Origin of the sequence: Amphritea japonica ATCC BAA-1530 (assembly GCF_016592435.1) — a bacterium.
GTDB lineage: Bacteria > Pseudomonadota > Gammaproteobacteria > Pseudomonadales > Balneatricaceae > Amphritea > Amphritea japonica.
The window spans coordinates 3,375,997-3,396,619 of record NZ_AP014545.1; the positions used below are offsets into that span (position 1 = coordinate 3,375,997).

The 20,623-nt window shown below is 47.4% G+C and carries 19 protein-coding genes and 1 tRNA gene; 8 read left to right on the forward strand and 12 right to left on the reverse strand.

Features of this window, described 5'->3' with window-relative positions; translation table 11 throughout:
- Nucleotides 1-57: 57 nt before the first annotated feature.
- From AMJAP_RS15530 to AMJAP_RS15540, 3 genes are all read left to right on the forward strand, one after another.
- Nucleotides 58-831: a ferredoxin--NADP reductase gene (locus AMJAP_RS15530; protein WP_019623032.1), complete on the forward strand. Its 774-nt coding sequence runs from the start codon at nt 58-60 to the stop codon at nt 829-831.
- Between the two features lie 79 nt (nt 832-910).
- Nucleotides 911-997, forward strand: a tRNA-Leu gene (locus AMJAP_RS15535).
- A 565-nt stretch (nt 998-1,562) separates the two neighbouring features.
- Complete coding sequence (locus AMJAP_RS15540; RefSeq protein ID WP_019623033.1) at nt 1,563-2,783, forward strand: GGDEF domain-containing protein; 1,221 nt, start codon at nt 1,563-1,565, stop codon at nt 2,781-2,783.
- A 76-nt stretch (nt 2,784-2,859) separates the two neighbouring features.
- Here AMJAP_RS15540 and AMJAP_RS15545 read toward each other — a convergent pair whose 3' ends face one another.
- The 9 genes from AMJAP_RS15545 to AMJAP_RS15585 all read right to left on the reverse strand — a co-directional run bounded on the left by AMJAP_RS15545 (nt 2,860) and on the right by AMJAP_RS15585 (nt 9,910).
- Nucleotides 2,860-3,609: an RES family NAD+ phosphorylase gene (locus AMJAP_RS15545; RefSeq protein ID WP_019623034.1), complete on the reverse strand. Its 750-nt coding sequence runs from the start codon at nt 3,607-3,609 to the stop codon at nt 2,860-2,862.
- Entirely contained in the window at nt 3,609-3,980 is a 372-nt protein-coding gene (locus AMJAP_RS15550; RefSeq protein ID WP_019623035.1) for an MbcA/ParS/Xre antitoxin family protein, read from the reverse strand. The genes AMJAP_RS15545 and AMJAP_RS15550 overlap by 1 nt, the downstream gene beginning before the upstream one ends.
- Before the next feature lie 108 nt (nt 3,981-4,088).
- Nucleotides 4,089-5,822 carry a protein adenylyltransferase SelO gene (locus AMJAP_RS15555; protein WP_019623036.1) on the reverse strand — a complete coding sequence of 578 codons (1,734 nt, stop codon included), beginning with the start codon at nt 5,820-5,822 and terminating at the stop codon, nt 4,089-4,091.
- 280 nt (nt 5,823-6,102) lie between these two features.
- The gene (locus AMJAP_RS15560; RefSeq protein ID WP_019623037.1) at nt 6,103-6,651 is read right to left on the reverse strand and encodes a DoxX family protein; all 549 of its coding nucleotides are present in this window, start codon (nt 6,649-6,651) and stop codon (nt 6,103-6,105) included.
- Nucleotides 6,652-6,660: 9 nt separating this feature from the next.
- Nucleotides 6,661-7,530 carry an HvfC/BufC N-terminal domain-containing protein gene (locus AMJAP_RS15565; RefSeq protein ID WP_019623038.1) on the reverse strand — a complete coding sequence of 290 codons (870 nt, stop codon included), beginning with the start codon at nt 7,528-7,530 and terminating at the stop codon, nt 6,661-6,663.
- Nucleotides 7,530-8,459 (reverse strand): MNIO family bufferin maturase, encoded by a 930-nt coding sequence (gene bufB / locus AMJAP_RS15570; protein ID WP_040405024.1) that lies wholly within the window; start codon nt 8,457-8,459, stop codon nt 7,530-7,532. Before bufB ends, AMJAP_RS15565 begins: the two co-directional genes overlap by 1 nt.
- Nucleotides 8,449-8,796 carry a BufA1 family periplasmic bufferin-type metallophore gene (locus AMJAP_RS15575; RefSeq protein ID WP_019623040.1) on the reverse strand — a complete coding sequence of 116 codons (348 nt, stop codon included), beginning with the start codon at nt 8,794-8,796 and terminating at the stop codon, nt 8,449-8,451. The genes bufB and AMJAP_RS15575 overlap by 11 nt, the downstream gene beginning before the upstream one ends.
- A gap of 424 nt (nt 8,797-9,220) precedes the next feature.
- On the reverse strand, nt 9,221-9,586 hold the full coding sequence (locus AMJAP_RS15580; RefSeq protein WP_019623042.1) for a glutathione binding-like protein: 366 nt from the start codon (nt 9,584-9,586) through the stop codon (nt 9,221-9,223).
- A 21-nt stretch (nt 9,587-9,607) separates the two neighbouring features.
- The gene (locus tag AMJAP_RS15585; RefSeq protein WP_019623043.1) at nt 9,608-9,910 is read right to left on the reverse strand and encodes a glutathione S-transferase N-terminal domain-containing protein; all 303 of its coding nucleotides are present in this window, start codon (nt 9,908-9,910) and stop codon (nt 9,608-9,610) included.
- A 485-nt stretch (nt 9,911-10,395) separates the two neighbouring features.
- Between AMJAP_RS15585 and AMJAP_RS15590 the strand changes: the two genes are divergently transcribed.
- From AMJAP_RS15590 to AMJAP_RS15600, 3 genes are all read left to right on the forward strand, one after another.
- Entirely contained in the window at nt 10,396-11,373 is a 978-nt protein-coding gene (locus AMJAP_RS15590; protein WP_019623044.1) for a TAXI family TRAP transporter solute-binding subunit, read from the forward strand.
- A 145-nt stretch (nt 11,374-11,518) separates the two neighbouring features.
- The gene (locus AMJAP_RS15595; protein ID WP_019623045.1) at nt 11,519-14,101 is read left to right on the forward strand and encodes a TRAP transporter permease; all 2,583 of its coding nucleotides are present in this window, start codon (nt 11,519-11,521) and stop codon (nt 14,099-14,101) included.
- Nucleotides 14,102-14,107: 6 nt separating this feature from the next.
- Nucleotides 14,108-14,533: a universal stress protein gene (locus AMJAP_RS15600; protein WP_019623046.1), complete on the forward strand. Its 426-nt coding sequence runs from the start codon at nt 14,108-14,110 to the stop codon at nt 14,531-14,533.
- 50 nt (nt 14,534-14,583) lie between these two features.
- Here AMJAP_RS15600 and AMJAP_RS15605 read toward each other — a convergent pair whose 3' ends face one another.
- The gene (locus AMJAP_RS15605; RefSeq protein ID WP_019623047.1) at nt 14,584-15,474 is read right to left on the reverse strand and encodes a MurR/RpiR family transcriptional regulator; all 891 of its coding nucleotides are present in this window, start codon (nt 15,472-15,474) and stop codon (nt 14,584-14,586) included.
- A gap of 294 nt (nt 15,475-15,768) precedes the next feature.
- Here AMJAP_RS15605 and AMJAP_RS15610 point away from each other — a divergent pair, with 294 nt between their 5' ends.
- On the forward strand, nt 15,769-16,563 hold the full coding sequence (locus tag AMJAP_RS15610) for an enoyl-CoA hydratase/isomerase family protein (protein ID WP_019623048.1): 795 nt from the start codon (nt 15,769-15,771) through the stop codon (nt 16,561-16,563).
- A 2-nt stretch (nt 16,564-16,565) separates the two neighbouring features.
- Entirely contained in the window at nt 16,566-18,710 is a 2,145-nt protein-coding gene (locus AMJAP_RS15615; protein WP_019623049.1) for an acetate--CoA ligase family protein, read from the forward strand.
- Nucleotides 18,711-18,800: 90 nt separating this feature from the next.
- Here the strand turns inward: AMJAP_RS15615 and AMJAP_RS15620 are convergent, their stop codons facing one another.
- Both AMJAP_RS15620 and AMJAP_RS15625 read right to left on the reverse strand, forming a co-directional pair.
- Nucleotides 18,801-19,472 carry a glutathione S-transferase family protein gene (locus AMJAP_RS15620; protein WP_026340251.1) on the reverse strand — a complete coding sequence of 224 codons (672 nt, stop codon included), beginning with the start codon at nt 19,470-19,472 and terminating at the stop codon, nt 18,801-18,803.
- A gap of 169 nt (nt 19,473-19,641) precedes the next feature.
- A complete protein-coding gene (locus tag AMJAP_RS15625; protein ID WP_019623052.1) occupies nt 19,642-20,523 on the reverse strand; it encodes a LysR family transcriptional regulator in 882 nt (293 codons plus the stop codon).
- Nucleotides 20,524-20,623 lie beyond the last annotated feature (100 nt).

Here is a 20,623-nt window from a genome sequence, read left to right on the forward strand (position 1 = left end):
TCGTTTTAACGCCTGAATAAACCCATGACGCAGTCTAATATTTTTTGAGGTAGTTCCATGTCAAACATCGGTCACGAAGAAGTGCTCAGCGTACATCACTGGAACGATAGCCTGTTCAGCTTTACCACAAGCCGCGATCCGGGGTTCCGTTTCAAGAATGGACACTTTACACTGATCGGCCTGGAGCACGAAGGTCGTCCATTGATGCGTGCCTACAGCATCGCCAGTGCTAACCATGAAGATCAGCTGGAATTTTTCAGCATCAAGGTACAGGACGGTCCGCTGACCTCAAAACTCCAAAACATCCAGGTGGGCGATCAGATTCTGATTAGCCGTAAGCCGACAGGCACGCTGATCAACGATAACCTGCTCCCCGGCAAGCATCTCTACTTAATCAGCACCGGTACAGGTTTAGCTCCGTTTATGAGCATTATTAAAGACCCGGAGATTTATGAGCAATACGACAAAGTCATCCTGACTCACGGGGTTCGCCAATTATCAGAACTGGCCTATGCCGATGTAATTCAGGATCATCTCCCCGATAACGAATATCTTGGCGATATGATCAGCGATAAACTGATCTACTATCCAACCGTCACCCGGGAACCTTTTCGCAATCAGGGCCGACTAACCGATCTGATCACCTCCGGAAAACTGACCGGTGATCTGGGGCTTCCGGCGCTGAGCACTGAGAACGACCGATTTATGATCTGCGGTAGCCCCAGCATGCTGAAAGACACCACCCGGATTTTGGACGAAATGGGCTTTAGTGAAGCACGACGGGGGGATTTAGGGCACTACGTTATCGAGAGAGCATTCGTAGAACGCTGATAAGCCCTTTTTTTTAATGATATTTCACTAATCGCATTGACCGCTCGAAAACGAGACGTATAATACGCTCCACGTTTGTGCCAGTGTGATGGAATTGGTAGACATAGGGGATTCAAAATCCCCCGCCCTTAAAAGCGTGCCGGTTCGAGTCCGGCCACTGGTACCATGAACGTTTTAGAGAAAGCCTCGCTATTATAGTGGGGCTTTTTTGTGCCTGAAATTTGGGTAAGTAAATCAGACATAGGGGATTCACTTTCCAGAAAGTCTTTGCCCGCCCTTAAAAGCGTGCCGGTTCAAGATCCTGATTCAGGGGCCACTGGTACCATGAACGTAATTCGATCAAGCCTTGCTTCTTAGCAGGGCTTTTTTGTACCTGACGTTTGGGTAGGAAACACATAGGGGATTCACTTTCAAAAAGATCTCAGCCCGCCCTTAAAAGCGTGCCGGTTCAAGATCCTGAATCAGCGGCCACTGGTACCATAAACGTAAACCAATCAAGCCTTGCTTCTTAGCAGGGCTTTTTTGTGTCTGACGTTTGAGTAAAAAGATATAAGGGATTCACTTTCTATAAGCGTTTCTTCTCATACTTGTTTTCATCCTCGTATTGAGACATTGAAAGACTGCTCGAGTGTAATTTTTTGTATTAATACTTTATCAGGCATTCCATAATGAACTTTCAGTGTGCTACATGCTGCGTTGTCACACTAACTTTACACTGAAGTGGTTACGATATGTCTGAGCATTTGACGGGTCAGAAAGCATCAAATAAATTGCTTAAACTATTATTAAAGACCTCTCTCATTTCGTCAGCATTAATCATAATTGTTGCGGGTTACGCTGTATCCCTTCTCTACAGCCAGCATGTTTTAGAGGATGCTGAGCATGATGCTATCAGCGTTGGTGAAGCTATCGTTTCACTTGAAAGACATCTTCTCATCACTCCTGATGATCAGCATATAGAGCACCTGAATGTTACATCAGATGGATTTAACAAACTTGATGAAATGATGCAAAAGGCAATGGCTCCTTTTGAAATCATTAAAATCAAGGTCTTTTCTGATGATGGCACAATTGTATACAGTACTGATCATTCGATTATTGGTGAGAATGACCTCCAGAATCCTCGATTGAAGATAGCGTTATCAGGAGGTGTTAGCTCCAATCGACAGAATAAAGATGAGATCACAGACCTTCGCGGTGAGAAAAAATTTAATGTTAATGTCGTAGAAACCTATATTCCGATCGTTAATAACAAGGGATCTATTATTGGCAGTTTTGAAGTCTACAAAGATGTAAGTTTTAGTAATCTAAAGAGCCAGGACGGTATAGCAAAGTCACTCATCACGTTAACGTTGGTTCTTGTTATTGTTTTCAGCCTAAGCTTTCTAATCATTAGAGTAGCGGCAAAAGAGTTAAATCTGGCACAAGTTAAACTTCACAAGATGGCGACTGAAGACCCATTAACCGGGCTAAAAAACAGGCCGGTTATTATAGAATCGGTTCAGGAAGAAATTTCACGCAACCAAAGGCGGCAATCAAGTAAGACTACTTATACTTTTAGCCTGGTTATGATTGACGTTGATCATTTCAAATCTATAAATGATCAATACGGACACCCTGTCGGTGATCAAGCTCTCAAAAAGATTGCTCATACTATAAATTCAACCATTAGGGCGCATGACTTCATTGGCCGTTATGGCGGCGAAGAGTTTCTGTTATTACTCCCTGATACCGACTTAAACGGCGCAAAACCTATAGCGGAAAGAGTGCGCAAGAGCGTTGAGAGTATAAGTTTTCTGAGTGGAGGCAAAAGGATTCCACTCACTATCAGCCTGGGGGTTACCACTGTCTTTGCTGACGACTCTGACTATGATCAGGCAATTAAGGATGCTGACAGAGCCCTTTATCAGGCAAAAGATGCAGGACGAAACCAGGTTTCTGTTGCATCATAAACATGAAAGACAGACGCTTATTTATTTAAGGGCTACTAACTGTTCATTTCCCAGCCTGACACAAGTCATCAACTAATCAGGCCGGCAGCGGCAGCTCTCCATCCACTGCGAATTGTGACAGCGGGTAATGATAGGTTCGGGGGGAAGCAACGGCTTTGAAGGTCACTCCGGTTGTTGTCAGTTCACAGAGCCACTGTGCGGTTGTATCAGGCTGATTATGTGTAAACGCGGTTGCCGTATAGAGTGCTGCGCATACCCCCGATTCAGTTGACCGGGCAGAAAGATACTGGAACGCTTCCACACCCGCTTTACGCATTTCTGTTCCAAGCGCTTGTGACGAAGCATAATCCTGCGGATGAGTTAGCTGATCTGCATAGGTATTAAATGGGGAGTGCTGAAGCAGTATGCCCCGTTGTGTACTGTAGGTAACCGTAAACAAGGTGTGCTCTGTGTTGAGCCGTTTACCGGGTGGTTCACCCTCCATTGCCAGCAAGAAGACAAACCGATAATAAGCAGACTCTGCCAGTGTACTTTCCAGTAATTCCCCTCCGTAGAACAGACTGGGCTCGTATTTGCTCCCAAAGCGCGACCCCCATTCCAGTGGCGGGTAGCGAAAAGGCGTGCTCAGCAGATAATGAAGCCCTGCTGTAATTTCTTCCGGATAGTCGGGTTTTGAGGCTTCCAGCAACTTTTCCAGTATCGCCTGTTCTTCGAGTGTATCAACATAACCTGTCGTCGCCACTTGCTCCTGACTCTCAACCAGTCGGTATAAAGTACCCGCTATGGGTTTGATCTGCTCTACACCGTCACAGGCCTGCCAGATCATTACACCTTGCCCCGGATAGCATCCAGATAAGTGACAACACGCATCAAACCCTGAACACTCTGCATCTGTTCCGCAGGAATGCCGCCAGTCAGTTTATTGTTTGAACGCATAAAGTGCTTGATCCAGTCATGATTACCACCGGACAATGCAAAGAGAGCCCGTGCAGCGCGAATCAATAGCAATGCCAGTTCACCCCGCTTGGATGCAGGATCCAGTAAACCGCTCTGTTTAAGACGTGATACCCCGGTGCGATTAATACCAACGACTCTGCCTAGCTCTTGCTGGTTCAGTGTCAGTTGCTCAGACGCGTTGAACATCGCCTTACAAAGCACGGCAGCCGCATCAGGTCGTTGCTTCAGTTGTGCAGACATAGACACCCTCCTCTACATCAAGTGTTCATAATGCTCTTAGGATAGACAACATAAGTGCGAATAGCACTATTTTTACTATATATGTGCGTTTTATACACTCAAATCAGCTTACGACGAGCAACTGTAATGCGACAGCCCCCCAAGTTCACAGAACTCAGTCGGTTTAAGCCTATAGTATTTCTCTTCTATCTCTTTCGATTGCTCTTCGTATGGCTGCGTCAGAACATCTTGCAACTCCCGCACCAGTGCATAGTTGCCAGCCGCTGCTTGTTGATAGGCAGGTACAACGAGCCACTCTCGCCAGCTGTATTTTGGGTTCACGCGTTTCATCTGCTCAGAGAGTTCCTCTGGAGAGCAACCGCGAGCAGTATTAGCGCTGCTGATAAGTAATTGCCATTGGCTCAGCCATTCTGACCAGCGCTGGTCTAACCCTTCGGGGTCTGCCTCATATACCGCCCCTTTATAAAAGCTTTTCTGGAGTGAGCCTATGTCATCAGGTAGATTTGAGAGCTCGCGGAAAAAGATAGTGTAATCAACAGGCGTTTGCACCATGAGCGCTGCAAGCTCACTGAACAACGCCGGGTGAAAAGAGTCTAGTCCTAGCTTGGCAGCCCACATCGCTTCCACTTTTGTTTGCATCACTCCTGCAAAGCCGTTGCGAATTGCGCTGAGCTGTTGCTGAGCGGCCTCATTCGACATCAATAACGGCACCAACGCCAGACACAACATATGGAAGTTACGTTCGGCGGCTTCGGGCTGATTCAGGAACGAAAAGTGGCGTCCCCCACCCGTCCATGGTTGATATTGAGGATTGAACTCTTCGCAGAACCCGAATGGGCCATAGTCGAGGGTAAAACCACCCGCTGCGCAGTTATCCCCATTGAAATTGCCCTGGCAGTAGCCAACACGAATCCAGTTGGCAACAAGTGATGTAAGCCGACTGCGGAACTCACCGGCGAGCAATACCACTTTTTCAGCAACAGTGAGTTTATCGTCGATAACATCACTGTACTCTCGATCGATCAGGTGCAGCACAATCTTCTCGAGTTCTTCGATCGCTTTAGGGTGTTCCTGCTTGCGGGCACGGCGACCAAAGAGTTCGAGTTGGCCAACCCGAATGAACGATGGGGCGACGCGTGTCGAGATGGCAGCCGCCTCGGAGACCATCCTGTCGGGATCCTGCGAGCGCGAGCCCTCTGAATACCAGGGCCGCTGGACTTTCTCAGTTTTAGAAACATACAAACTCAGCGACCGCGTGGTTGGCACGCCGAGCGCGTGCATATGATCTTGTGCTAAAAACTCCCGGATGCTTGATCGCAGAACAGCGCGACCGTCCGCACCACGACAGTAGGGTGTTCGTCCGCCACCTTTGAGCTGCATCTCCCAGCGTTTATTGTTGATAACCGCCTCAAGCACAGACACTGCGCGACCATCACCATAACCATTACCGGTTTGGAACGGACACTGATGGTAGTATTCGGTGCCGTAAATAGAAAGAGCATAGCCACTGGCCCAACCGACTTTTCGCATCGGCGCAGGAACCTGTGAGAGATCGCCAGAGAACATCCGTACGAAATCATCCGACTGCGCCATGCAGTCGGCAAAACCAAGTTCGTGAAAGAAATTTTTACTGTGCGCAACGTACTCGGGAGCTTCGATAGGCGTGGGCCTGACAGGGACGTAGTGTCCGGTAAAAACTTGTCGCGGACTATGATCGATACCATTTGCTTTAGCGTCAGGATCGGCGTTAAGAGTATCCATGAGCGAGTAGTTTGCCAACGTTGCGAGATCGTCAAGCGTCGCTACAGTAGGCGAGTTTTCCTGGGGTAATGGATTTTTCATAGAGGCACCTCATAACAGCGGTAACGCGACTGTTGCCCCCGCGACGGCAACATCATTGCATTCTGGTGTTAACAGCTAAAGAATAACTAAAGAGAACAGATATATTTGGCAGATCATACATCAGAGGTTGCTATATGAGCTATGACACCCTCCATAAACAATCATTACATCGAAACAAAACAGAAAGGCCTGAATTAATTGATTCAGGCCTTTCTGGATAACTATGTGCCAACTGCTCTTTTTAACTCAAAAGCATCCAGCGATGATTATTTAGCAACTCTTATTTGGCAACAAGAGGTTTCGCATCTAAGCCAAGCAGCCTGTCTATAGACAGTATTCCCGGCCCCCGTGCAACAATAACAAGCAGGGAGATTGCCCACCAGGATGCTGGATTAATCCAGTGATCCCAGGTTGGGAATACAGCCAGTTGAATAAACATTGTCATGCCGATCAACCCTAACGCTGCAAAGCGCGAAAACAAACCAATAATTAGTAAGACTGGCAGCACAACTTCAGCGATACCAGCAAACACAGCCAGTAGCTCAATCATTCTCACCACAAATGAACCTTCAACATATTCCAGTGTTTCGGGATTACACAGTTGCAATGCGCCTGGTCTTACCGGGTCAGGGCAGAAGAACTCATACATAAACAGGTCATATTTATCGACATTAAACTTTAAAAAGCCGTCCCATTTGCTGAGCCCCGAATCCAGAAAGACCTTCGCCACCATGAAACGCAGAAAGAACAATGCCACTGGCTCTAAAAACCGAGATAGCTGTATGCCAAGCTGTACGTAAAGCTCGCGTAGTTTTCCTACCATACCCATATGAAGCCCCTAATAATTATGATTGTATTTAGCCATATCAATTTCTAATATTTCATTTTGCAGGCAGGCCGAAAAAACATCACTGGCATCAAAATTATGATCTAACGCTAAAGCGGCATCAAAAGCCCCTTCCAGTACGCCACCCTCCCCTTGTAAAACTTTCATAAGCGATATTTCAGGGGCAGAAAGTATGCGCGCTTGAACTGCACCCTGCACACGCCAGAACATGACAGTATCCACAGAGAAAACGCTATCAGCCTGTTCTGACCTACCGTTGTCTTTGTCTATATCTTTAACGGCACTTTTATCGAAAGATTCAGCTTCACTGAGGTTCGTTTTTAATGCGATCCATTGATTGAACGTCTCAATATTTACTGGCAGCAGCGCAACACTGGCGTTTAATTTCACTACTGCCTGGGTAAAATCATTCCCCTCTTCCACCAGCCATGAGATTTTATCTGCTGTCAGCGTCTGCGTTGCATCAGCACTCATTAAACTCATTAGCCATGCATAATCTAAACGGGCTAGATCCGCTAAACCGGATGATAACTTTAACGCTTCAGACTGTGTTGCTAACGACGCTATAAAGTCATTCAAAAAGTCAGGAAAGCTCTGCCCATAGCCAACCAGCGTCCCTTTCAGTGGTGGGTAATGATCCACATAAATACGGGCAACTCTTTTAAAATCATCGCTCCCAACAAGTTTCTCGCACATAGGAAAATTAGCGGCTAGCGCATCAACGCAACCTTTGTAAAAGCCATTTCGATAGACGGACATTCGTTTTAAATGCTCAGCATTTATACAAAAGTCATTCATACCGCTGGCATCACCGCTGCGCAGATAATCAGAAAATGCATCAATGTAAGAACTCAACGCCATCAGCGAGCCTCCTTTTGGAAGGCATTCGATAAGGTGGCATGACTTCTGTACTGATCTAAATAGCCCTGTGCCGTTGCCCGTTCATTCATCAACTCAGCAAACGGCGGTATATTGGCATCCCGCTCGATTAATACGGGCTTATGCCCGAACAACGACAACGCATACGCTAACAAATCCCAGACCGGCGTCTCAATATCTGCTGCATGACTATCAATTAATAACGCCTGACCTAATTCCGGATCAGGATCATGACCTGCCATATGGATCTCTCCGACAAGGTCAGCAGGAATCTGCGACAGATACTTTTCTGCATCAATACCGGTGTTCTTGCTGCTGATATACAGATTATTGATATCGATTAATAATCCACAGCCGCTTCGATGTGCCGCTTCAACTAAAAACTGAGGTTCATCCATCTCACTAGTGAAATCCAGATAGTTACTCGGGTTTTCAATTAAAATACGCCGGCCTATACCTGACTGATAACGGTCAATTCCTTCAACTAATGATTGCAGTGCGTCCTGCGTTCTTGGCAACGGCATAAGATCTGCAAAATATGCTCCGCCTGAACGAGACCAAACAGCATGTTCAGATACCAGCGCAGGCTGAAACTCATCGATTAACGCTTTTACCTGTTTAATATGCTCGGGCATCGATTGATGATCATAACCGAGTGACCCCCCTACTCCATGAAAGCTAAGATCATAATTTTCACGGATTGATCGGAGATAATTTAACCGTGGTCCGCCTGCAACAAAGTAGTTCTCCGTATGCACTTCAAACCACAAACGATTACTCGTGCCAGTTTCTTCGGCCATGGGCATCGCTAAAATATCGTCCAGGTGTTCCGCCTTTAAACCAAGGCCAGCACCTAAATACGTCTCAGCAGTCAAAGACTGCTGAGACGTAGGGGTTTCATTAACTTTCAAGGGAACCTGTTCCATTTGGTGTCACGATTGATTCGCAAGTACCTTTAGGTGCATATGTCCAGGCGTTCGCCTGAAAGTCTGTCGTAGAGGTGCCTTCACAACTGGTGCCCGCACCTGCTGCGCAATCATTCTCACCTGCCAGTGCAATACCAAAACACTTATCTTTACGACCGCGAATTTTATCGCCCGCAAGCCAACCCTGAACTTTAGCCTGAACTTCAGCTGAGGCTGTTTCAGAAACTTTTAGTTGGCTATTCGGACCGGCAACGGTTCCCGTGCTCATAAGTGCTGTTGATGCGCCAAGAAGTAGTGCTGTCGCTAAGCTTGCTTTATTCATTTTTATTGCTCCAAATTAAATCAATAGATTTTTGTTTTAGTTACTTTTCAATGAAATCATTCAGTGTAAAAAGCAAATTCAAGCACGGTATCTATTAAGTACTCATAGCCGACTAAATTTAATGTTATTAGTAGCTTAGCCTATCTAAAACTTAGATTGCCAAAGCTTATTCTCATAAGCATCTACTTCAAATCTACATTTAGCGTAGCTACATACACTTACAACCTGTCATCGCTACTTGATGTCAGCTACTTTAATGACTCAAACTGAAATAAAGCTGAAACAGAACAAAAAACGACAAAAATATAGATTACAGCAGCGCCAATATTCAGCCTGCGACTGTTATGGCCATTAGCTGCAGTAAAGAAACGATAAGACAAGCACTGCAGATTCTCTTTCTCTCTAATCATAGACAGCTCTGGAACTAGCGATGTTTAAATTGAGATTGACCGAACATAATGTCATGAGCATGGTCTGTATCTGGTACGCCAGTAAGGACTTCCCTCAGTACATTCAAACCGCGATCTACTGCCGTGCGATTGCGTATTTTTCCATACCAGTTTTGCACATTAGGCTTACCCTCAAGACTTAGATTCGCCATCTTATGAACGCGTATCCAGGGAAAACAAGCTATATCCGCAATGGAGTATTCACCCGCTAAGTACTCTGTTTGACTCAGTTGGGTTTCCATTACCGTCAAGAGCCGCTCGCCCTCCTTTGTATAGCGGTCAATAGAGTATTGATGTTTCTCACGAGCATATGTTGAGAAGTGCTGACCCTGGCCGAACATGGGCCCCAATCCTCCCATCTGTCACATAAGCCACTGAATAGTCGCCGATCGGGCATACGGGTCTTTTGAAATGAAGCGTTCAAACTTATCTGCAAGGTGTAGCATGATTGCCCCAGACTCAAAAATAGTCAGAGGCTTACCTCCATCGCTGTCAACAAGCACCGGGATACGTCTATTTGGGTTCAGCTTTCCAAATGCTTCAGTAAACTGTTCACCCTCAAAAATGTTAACCGGGCGCACATCATATTCAACGCCTAACTCTTCCAACAAAATCTGAGGCTTATGCCCATTAGGCGTTGCCCATGTGTACAGTTCCAGCGCCATAGCAATCTTCTCCAAATTATACTTTTAGTGATTCCCCATCACGTACCTTTTGTGGCGTGTAGAGCGACGTCTATTTAAGCATCATCATTTTTAAATTTATTGAATTGTAATTGTACTAAACATTGCTGATTATCTTAGTCATATTCAAGGTAAAAGCATGCTAGCTCGAGCGCAATTATTACAGGAGCAATACAAACTGCTGAATTAACAAAGTGTCCATATATCTTACTCACGAAACAAATATTAAGAAAAATCCCCTTCAAACCCTTTACCCAAATGTCAGCATTCATATTTACTCATAAATAAAACAAAAGAATCGAAATACCCCAACATTGATACAAATGTACTCATAATGTACTACGCTGAAATAGACTCTATGTGGTTTGTAGAAGCGAACCCGCACTTCTGTAATAAGCAGTTCAGACCAAGCGCATAGCTTCAGCACTATGAGAAAAACAATAAAACCTAAAGATAGGTGCTTAAAAATGAATAAATCGATCAAGGCGGTGACGCTGGCCTGTTCTCTTACTCTTGGCCTCACGGCCCCCGTTATCACTCAAGCAGCTGAGCAGCAATTTATAACCATCGGCACAGGCGGGGTTACAGGTGTGTACTATCCTACCGGTGGTGCAATCTGTCGTCTTGTTAATAAGAGCCGTAAAGAACACGGAGTTCGTTGTTCAACGGAAAGTACCGGTGGATCCGTGTACAACTTAAACACTATCCGCGCAGGTGAACTGGATATGGGCGTTGCCCAGTCCGACTGGCAGTTCCACGCCTATAACGGAACCAGTAAGTTTGCCGATGCCGGTGCTAATAAGAATTTACGTGCCGTATTCTCAGTACACCCCGAGCCTTTTACTGTTGTTGCCCGTGGAGACAGCGGCATCAAAAGCTTTGAAGACATTAAAGGAAAAAGAGTAAACATAGGTAATCCTGGCTCCGGTCAGCGCGGTACCATGGAAGTTCTGATGGGAGCTCTTGGCTGGACAAATGCAGACTTTTCTCTGGCGTCTGAATTGAAAGCGTCTGAGCAGGCCAGTGCTCTCTGTGATAATAAAATTGATGTCATGATCTACACCGTAGGCCACCCCAGCGGCGCTATTAAGGAAGCAACTACCTCTTGTGAAAGTACCTTAGTGAATGTGACCGGACCTGTCGTCGATGCCTTGGTTGCTGATAACAGTTACTACCGTACCGCCACTATCCCCGGTGGTATGTACCGTGGAAATGATGCAGATACTCAGACCTTTGGTGTCGGTGCAACCTTTGTCACTTCAACTGATGTTCCTGACGATGTTATCTATGCTGTTGTTAAGGCCGTATTTGAAAACTTCGACTCTTTCCGCAAATTACATCCCGCTTTCTCGAACCTGAAGAAAGAAGAGATGATCAAAGATGGCCTGTCTGCGCCACTACATCCAGGTGCTGCTAAATACTATAAAGAAGCTGGTCTGATGTAAGCAAGAGTATTACATCAGCTGTATTCAGGGCCGCTGTTAAGTCTGTTTTATTACCGACACTAAAGTAAAAACAGCCGGCCCTTCTTCTTACAGGAAGCACCAGAAATCACCGTTGTACTTTCCATCACTGCAGTGGAGATATACTTTGTCAGATAGCAATATTCAGACCGATAGCAACTCACCGCAGTCATCCGCTGAGGATATTGTTGCTCAAACCGATAGCGGTGCACGAGTCCCTCAGGGAGCAGCTAAAACCCTGCTTTGGGCAGCCGCGCTTTTTTGGGCTTTATTTCAATTATGGTATGCCTCTCCGTTGCCCTTTGTTTTTAACTTTGGTGTTATCAATGACACACAAGCCCGAGCCATACACCTGAGTTTTGCCATATTCCTGGCCTATACCGCTTATCCTGCACTAGCACGGTCACCTCGAGACTCGATACCTATTCAGGACTGGATCTTCGCCCTGTTAGGCGCCTTTAGCGCCTCATATCTGGTTATCTTTCATACTGAACTCGCAAACCGGGCCGGTGCACCCACCACCGCCGACTTAGTATTTGCCGTCATCGGCATGCTTCTCCTTCTCGAAGCAACCCGCAGAGCGTTGGGGCCTCCGCTTATGGTGGTCGCCACAGTCTTTCTCATTTATACCTTTGGCGGCCCCTATATGCCCGATGTCATTGCTCACAAAGGGGCCAGTCTGAACAAAACGATGTCTCATCAGTGGTTAACAACTGAAGGGGTCTTTGGTGTTGCTCTCGGCGTATCCACCAGCTTCGTCTTTCTGTTTGTGATGTTTGGTGCTTTACTGGAAAAAGCAGGGGCGGGTAACTATTTCACTAAAGTATCCTTCTCTCTCTTAGGTCATATGCGTGGAGGGCCGGCAAAAGCAGCCGTTGTTTCCTCCGGCCTTAGCGGCCTCATTTCAGGTTCCTCCATTGCTAATGTTGTTACCACGGGCACCTTTACCATACCGTTAATGAAACGGGTGGGATTTCCCGGTAGTAAAGCCGGTGCGGTCGAAGTGGCAGCATCAACTAACGGCCAGTTAACACCACCGATTATGGGCGCTGCGGCCTTCCTTATGGTGGAGTATGTGGGCATCCCCTATATCGATGTCATCCGTCATGCCATCTTACCAGCCCTGATCTCATATATTGCACTGATCTATATCGTACATTTGGAAGCGATGAAAGCGGGCATGATGGGACTGCCACGTCGCTATAAGCCCACATTGGCACAAGGACTATTAACCTGGGCAGGAATCATTTTAGGCGTCTGTGTACTGTCCATGGTCGTCTATTACGGTGTCGGCTGGACTAAAAATGTCCTGGGGGCCTGGGCCAGCCCTGTTCTTGCAGTCATTATTTTTGCGGTTTATGTAGGCTTACTAAAATTCTGTTCCAGTTATCCTGAACTTGAACTGGATGATCCGGACTCCCCGGTACTAGAACTTCCTGAACCGGGACCTACGGTAAAATCAGGTCTCTACTTCTTACTACCCGTTGTCGTGTTGGTATGGTGTCTGACCGTTGAACGGCTTTCCCCCGGACTTTCAGCTTTTTGGGCAACCGTCTTTATGATATTCATAGTTCTGACCCATCGGCCTATTAAAGCTTTTTTTCGGGGCCACGCTAACCTGGGTTTAAGCATCAAACAAGGTGTAGAAGATCTCTTTGATGGTTTGGTATCCGGTTCCAGAAATATGATTGGCATCGGCGTCGCCACGGCAGCAGCTGGTATTGTCGTCGGTACTGTCACCCTGACAGGTATCGGCCTGGTCATGACTGAGTTTGTCGAGTTCATCTCCGGCGGTAACATCATGCTGATGCTTATCTTTACTGCGATCATCAGTCTGATTCTGGGAATGGGATTACCCACCACCGCAAATTACATTGTTGTATCGACGCTGATGGCACCTGTTATTGTGACACTGGGAGCGCAGAGTGGTCTTATTGTTCCTCTCATTGCTGTTCACCTCTTCGTGTTTTACTTCGGCATCCTGGCGGATGATACGCCGCCCGTGGGGTTAGCCGCTTTTGCGGCTGCCGCCATCGCTCGAAGCGATCCAATCAAAACAGGTATTCAGGGATTTACCTACGATATCCGGACCGCCATTCTGCCCTTTATGTTTATTTTTAACACCGAGCTGTTATTGATAGATATTCAGGGAGTTTTTCACCTGTTATTGGTGATTGTCAGCTCGGTCATTGCCATTCTTGTCTTTGCGGCAGCAACTCAGGGCTTTTGGTTGGTCAAAACCCGCTGGTATGAAACCCTTATACTGCTAGTGATCGCCTTCTCAATGTTCAGACCCGGCTTTTGGTGGGACGAGGTATACCCTCCGATTGAAAGCATCGCCCCTACTGAGATAGTCACGGTGGTTGAGGGCTTGCAACCTGATGAGAAATTGCGCCTATCGGTCAGTGGAGAAACCATTGACGGAGATTTCGTGAGTAAGTTAGTTGAATTACCTTTCCCAGATTCAGATAGTGCCAATGCCCGGGTCGAAGCGGCAGGCCTGTTCCTAAAAGATGACAGTGGCCGGGTCATAGTCGATCAGGTGGGTTTCGGTAGTAACGCAGAAGCGGTGGGTATTGATTTTGACTGGGAAATAACGGGCATTGAAGTTAAAGCTGACCGTCCCCCTAAACAACTGATTTACATTCCAGCACTGGCATTACTGTTTCTGCTGGGCTGGTTACAGGTTCGCCGCCGCGAGCAAGGATAGATCACTATGTATAATAAAATACTGGTCGCTCTAGACCTTCAGGATACCCCCGGCTGTGAAGCCACCCTGCAATCGCTTAATGCATATATAACCCCGGACATGGAAGTAGAGTTACTCTCTGTCCTACCAGGGATACAGATGCCACTCGTAGCATCCTATCTACCAGAGAATATTATGCAGGAGGCCCTCGATAGTATGCGGGCTGAGCTTACCCAGCTAGCTGCAGCCAATCTTCCAAAGGAGCTGGAGGTCTCTATATGGGTGACCGCAGGCAAGGCACCAAAACGAATTGTCGCCAGGGCAAGAGACATTGATGCTGATCTGATACTCATTCGTGCAATGAAACATGGGCGGATGGAGAAGATGATGATGGGATCAGTCACTGCCAAAGTTGTTCAGGCAGCGGACTGTTCAGTATTAGTGGCCCGTTAAACCTACTTCGTCATTTGAAGCAGGTGTGTTACCGGCCTGAATTGTGTGACTCAGTCTTCGTGATACCCTCCCAGGCGATGGAGGGTCTCTTCAAAACGGTTAATATTGCTGACCATCTCTTTATTTCCGATGGAGACACACTCGGCCAAAAGCGCTTCTATCAGCGTAATTGTTGATGTCAGTGAGGGAAAGAAATGTGGTGTATCGTTCTTCAGACTGAAGACAATCTCTGACCCTAAGGCAATCGGCGAACGCAGACTGTCGGTAAACGCAATGATCTTCGCTCCTGCATCCCTGGCGACTCTAATCGCTTGAACAGTTTCTGTGGTGTAAGGCTCAAAGCAGAATGCGACTACAACATCATCTGCGCGAATATCACCCAGCTCACTCAACAGAGTACCCTGATAGCCCCTTATCAACTGGATATGGGGGAAAGCGATACCTCCCACATAACTAAAGTGATACGCACAGGTGTACATATCCCTGAAGCCTAATGAAAATACCTTTCGGGCATTAATTACCAGTTGAGCAGCGTCCTGAAGCTTATTGTATGTATCATCCTGAAACAGTTGTTCTAAATTTTTAAAAGCGGAATCAGCAAACTCCACAAAGACCTTATTCTCAGAATGATGATGGCCCATCTCCTGTAAACATTGCGCGCGATCACTGAAATACGTCCCCGCTTGACGAGCATTAACAGCCTCCTTAAAAAGCTGTCTAAAACTGCCGTACCGATCAAATCCAACTGATTTAGCCAGGCGGGTCAGGGTTGATGGCGTTACACCAGCCTCTACAGCACTCTTACGAATCGAGAGCAGCGCTACATTAACCGGCTGTTCCAGGACATAGTCAGCCGCCTTCTTCAGCTGCGTGGTGAACCTGGGGTATTGCGCAGAGATCTCTTTAAGAACACTGCTTGCATCTGAAGTGGATGATGTCATTTTTTCTCTCTTACTTGACGCTACTACACCTGTTCATAGAAGCCAAAGGCCTCGACACCCAGGTCTGTTACACACTTATTACGCAGAGTGATGGTAGATCAATTTTAGCCGAACAGTGCAAAATAAAACACTAATGATACATTTGTATTGCGTAATACAAATGTGTCGTCTAGCCTTAATTAACGATTCAAACGTTTCCTACATTACACATAATAATATGTCTGCCTCCTAAGTGATCACTGGGTGATAAGCCGCTCAGTTCCGAGCCCACCTCAAATTAAATCGGAGCTTTCCATGCCACCAAGCCACTATGAAACACTTATCTATCAGCCTAAGAAGCATTATGTGGAAATCCGTTTTAACCGACCCCACCGTCTTAATGCTGTCATTGAGCAGTTCTATCACGAGCTACTGAAGGCCCTGGCACAGGCAGAAGCAGACTCTGATGTGCGAGCGGTCTTACTAACAGGCGAAGGCCGTGCCTTTTGCGTCGGCGCCGATATGAAAGCGCATAGTGCGGGCGAACGTACGCCATACCAACGCCGCCTGTACCTGCAACTGGGAAATGATGTTTGTGAAGCGATCTTCCGCTCTACCAAACCGGTCGTGGGCGCTATCAACGGTTACGCTCTGGGGGCCGGAGCTGAGCTGGCTTGTGCCTGCGACTTCCTCCTGATGGCAGAATCGGCTCAGATCGGTTTTCCTGAAGTCAGTATCGGCACCTGTGTCGGCGGTGGCGTTACCCAGTTCTTACCCCGTCTGGTGGGCCTTGCTAAAGCCCGTGAGCTCATTTTCCTGGGTAACAAGGTAGATGGCAGGGAGGCTGAACGGATCGGTCTGGTTACCCGTGCGGTGACCGATGAACAACTACAGAGTGAGGCCGAGAACTTTATCAATGAGCTAACTGGCAAAGCGCCTATCTCAATGCAGCTGGTTAAAAAAATGCTCAACAACTCCTCCTATAACGACATCGATGCTCAACTTCAACATGAACTGGACGGTGTTTTTATGTGTACCACCACCCAAGACTGGCAGGAAGGCGTGGATGCCTTTGCTGAAAAACGTCCACCAGAATTTAAGGGACGCTGACCATGGCAAGCTTTCTGCACGATTTCCTGGCACCGGACTCTATCGCGATTATCGGGGCATCAGCCGATCCGACTAAGCGTGGTTTCAAAGCCATGACTGGCCTGCTGAAAGGTGGCTATACCGGTACCATTTATCCGATCAACCCTAACGCAGATAAAATTATGGGGATCAAGGCCTACCGGTCGGTTACGGCGCTACCGACTGCAGCAGATATGGCGCTGATCTGTACTCCTGCCAATACGATCCTTTCCCTGCTAAAACAGTGCGGTGAAAACAGTATCAAAGGCGCCATTATTCTGGCCAGTGGTTTTGGCGAAGTAGACGAGACCGGCGCCAAACTTGAACAGGAAGTGCTGAGGATTGCCCAACAAGCCGGAGTCCGTCTGGTCGGCCCAAACACCTCCGGTTTTTTTAATCTGCACAAACAAGTGAACCTGCTGGCACTGGATAATGTCCGGGCGGGAGATATCGGTATTATCTCCCAATCAGGCAACATATTACTGGCCCTCGCGCTTGAAGCGGAAAGCAACGGACACATCGGCTTCAGTGTTTATGTTGGTCCGGGAAATCAGGCCGATGTTGGTTTTGCCGACTATCTGGAATACCTCGGAGAAGAAACGAACACCCGGGTTGCCACCTTCTATGTGGAAGGGTTTAAAGACGGACGCGGCTTCCTCGAGGTTGCCCGCAAAACATCCCGCTACAAGCCCGTCGTTGTGTATAAATCCGGCAGTACCGAAGCCGGCCAGAAGGCGGCAAGTTCACATACCGGATCTCTCGCGGGCAGTTACCAGATGACGGTTGACCTGCTCCGGCAGGTGGGTGTCAGTGTGGTAGAAAATTCAGATGAAATTCTGCCAGTTGCAGAAGGCCTGGGCCTGTTACAACAGGCTAGCGGCAATAAAATAGCCGTACTCGCCGACGGCGGTGGTCAGGCAACTATCGCATCCGATCGCATTGCCGAAGCGGGGATGGAGCTGGCAGACCTGAGTGATGCAACTCGCCATGCCCTGCACAATGCTTTATTCCCTCAGGCATCACTCACTAACCCGATTGATGTGGCAGGCAGTACCGATGCCAATCCAGGCCTGTTGGCTGAGTGTATGACAATTCTGAGCAACGACGATAGTGTCGATATAGTCTTTCTGGTGGGTATGTTCGGTGGCTACGGAATCCGCTTTGCTGAAGAGCTCCGGCAGGAAGAACTGAGCTGTGCCAACGCCATCATCAGTCTGGCTGGCATGACAGATAAGCCAATAGTGATCTACAGCCTTTATGCCCATGTGAATCCAGAGCCACTGGAACAGCTACGCAAAGCAGGCTTACCAGTCTACGACTCCATCGAACATGCGGTCAAAATTATGGCAGCACTGAGTGAACGGGGAGCGTATATCCAGCAAAGTCCGGACGTCGAGCAAACCACCGCTGGGCCTGTCATTCCAGAGTGCAGCCAACTATTGAGTCAGGCCCGAAGCCATAATCGCGACCTGTTTGAATTTGAAGCTAAATCTCTGCTGCGACACTACGGCGTAAATCTCCCTGTGGAATTGATTATCCGTCAGGACGCCGATATCGCTACTGTACTAAATACCTTCAGTAATACGCCATTAGCCCTGAAAGTTATATCTAAAAACATTCTGCATAAATCTGATGCTGGCGGCGTAAAGTTGAACGTTCTGGGTAGCGAAGCCCTTCATCAGGCCCGCGTGGATATCATTGATTCTTGTCTTCAGTACAATCCCGATGCGGAGATAGAAGGAGTCTTAGTCACACCGATGGCCCGTAAGGGTATCGAAGTAATTATAGGAATGAGCCGCGATCCGGCCTTTGGCCCAGTACTGATGTTTGGCCTGGGTGGGATATTCGTTGAAGTCCTCAAAGATGTGGCCTTTCGCGCGATCCCTCTCAGCCGTAATGATGCCATTTCCATGATTGACCAGATCAAGGCGCGGCCGATTTTGGAAGGTGTCCGGGGTGAAGCGGCCGTTGATAAAGAAGCGCTGGTAGAACTGCTGCTTAAAATCTCCGCTATTGTCAGTATTCATCCAGAAATATCTGAGCTAGACCTCAACCCTGTCATTGCTTACGACGATGGTTATGCGGTGGTCGACGCCCGAATTATTATCGAACAAACGGTGAAATCATAAGTCCCCGCCACAACCCAACAATATTTCCCGAACTAACTAAGCTCATTCTAAAGAATTCCCAGGCTACCAGAGAGTTATTCACATCAACTGCTATGGCGCTAGCCAGTAATTGTCCTGAGTATAAATTTTGTTTGCAGCTCCGGCTTCCGGAAGAGATCTTTTAAAGGCGTCCCGGCTGGCTAATCGATTGTAGTAGGCGTATACCTTTGGAAATACAGATAAATCTGTAAATAAGCCACCAACATGCAGGCTATACCCCACCCCCACATCCGCTGCAGAGAAGCCACTATCCAAAAGATAGCTTCGACTCTCAAGGTGAGCTTCAAGTACTTCAATCGCCTTTTGCAAACGCTTGGTTTCGAGCTTTCGAACGGTAGCAGAACGTAACTCAGGATCGCTTATAGCGATTGCCTGTTGCGTCAGGCTGGCAGAATGAACCGTCAGCGTTTCAGCGTAATGCACCCACTGTAACCATTGAGGCCGCTCTGGATGGCCAGGTTCACGCCAAAGTCGGCCGTTATCATAGGTTTCACATAAATATTCAGCGATGGCACCGCTCTCGAACAGGGTCAGCTCATCGTCTATTAAACAAGGAACACGCCCAAGGGGATGATGAGCCAGGTAATCATCACTACGGAGCTCAGGTCCAAATGCGCATAAGATCACATCGATGTCTAACCCGAGCTCATTGATTAGCCAAAGGGAACGCATCGACCGCGCCTCATGACAGTGGAAAAGTTTTAATGACACGCTATTCCCCATAATTTCAAAACTTAAACAACATACGCATCGGCCTGATGCGATCAACGAATACCAGTGAAGCGTCCCAGGTACTTGCTACGTTCAAGCACAGGCCCTAATGACTCTACTACGACCAGTACCGGAGCGGCAAATATCTCAAAAGGGGCAATCACATCGGGCATCTGAATTTTCACTTCAGCATGTCAAACCGCGCCATAATAAACTCGATAAACACCCGCACCTTTCCGGGTATATATCGTCGTTCCTGATATAACAGATGCACCTCCCGTGATTCAGATCGCCAGTCAGGCATCAACCGTTTAAGACGCCCCTCTTCCAGCGCTTCAGTCAATACATAATCCGGTAGATTAACAATACCAAGACCTTCTTCGGCAGCTCTTGCGGCTAACTTGAGTTCGTCTATTTTCAGACGAGCAGTACAATCTATATGTGCCTTTTGACCGTTTGGACCGTCAAAATGCCAGACAGAGATTCGTCTGGGGACTATCAACGTATGTTGGTAAAGCTCGTCAGGATGCTGTGGCATGCCCCGACGCAACAGATAGTCCTCGCTGGCACATAGGCTGAAAGTAGACTCCATCAGAGGCCGTGATATCCAATTTTGCAGACGAATATCACCAATTCGGAAAGCAACATCGACCCCTTCTTCAACCAGATCAACATTACGATTGACTAACATCAGATCTAGCTGAATACGCGGGAAACGTTCCATAAACTGGAAGAACCATTCCCCCAGCAACTCATTGGTTAAACTAACGGGTGCCGTCACCCTGAGCAAGCCCGCTGGATCCGCCAACTCATCATTGAGCTGGACGGCCGTATGCTCCAGCTCGTTATAGAGTGGCTGGCAACGGTTAAAGAATTTTTCACCCGCTTCAGTCAATACCAGCTTTCGCGCGCTTCGGTGCATTAAGCGATAACCCACCTCTTTTTCCAGCTGCATCACTTTACGACTGACGGTAGAGGTCGGCAGATCAAGTAAGGCTGAAGCACCAACAAAACTGCCTCGTTCTACCACCTTAAGAAAGATGAAAAGGTCCTGGTAGTTCATTCACGACTATCCCATTTGATTAACCAAGCAGATCAAATCCCATATATGGGATTTAAGCTTACAATATTTACTCTAAATTTTATATTAGCAAACATATATG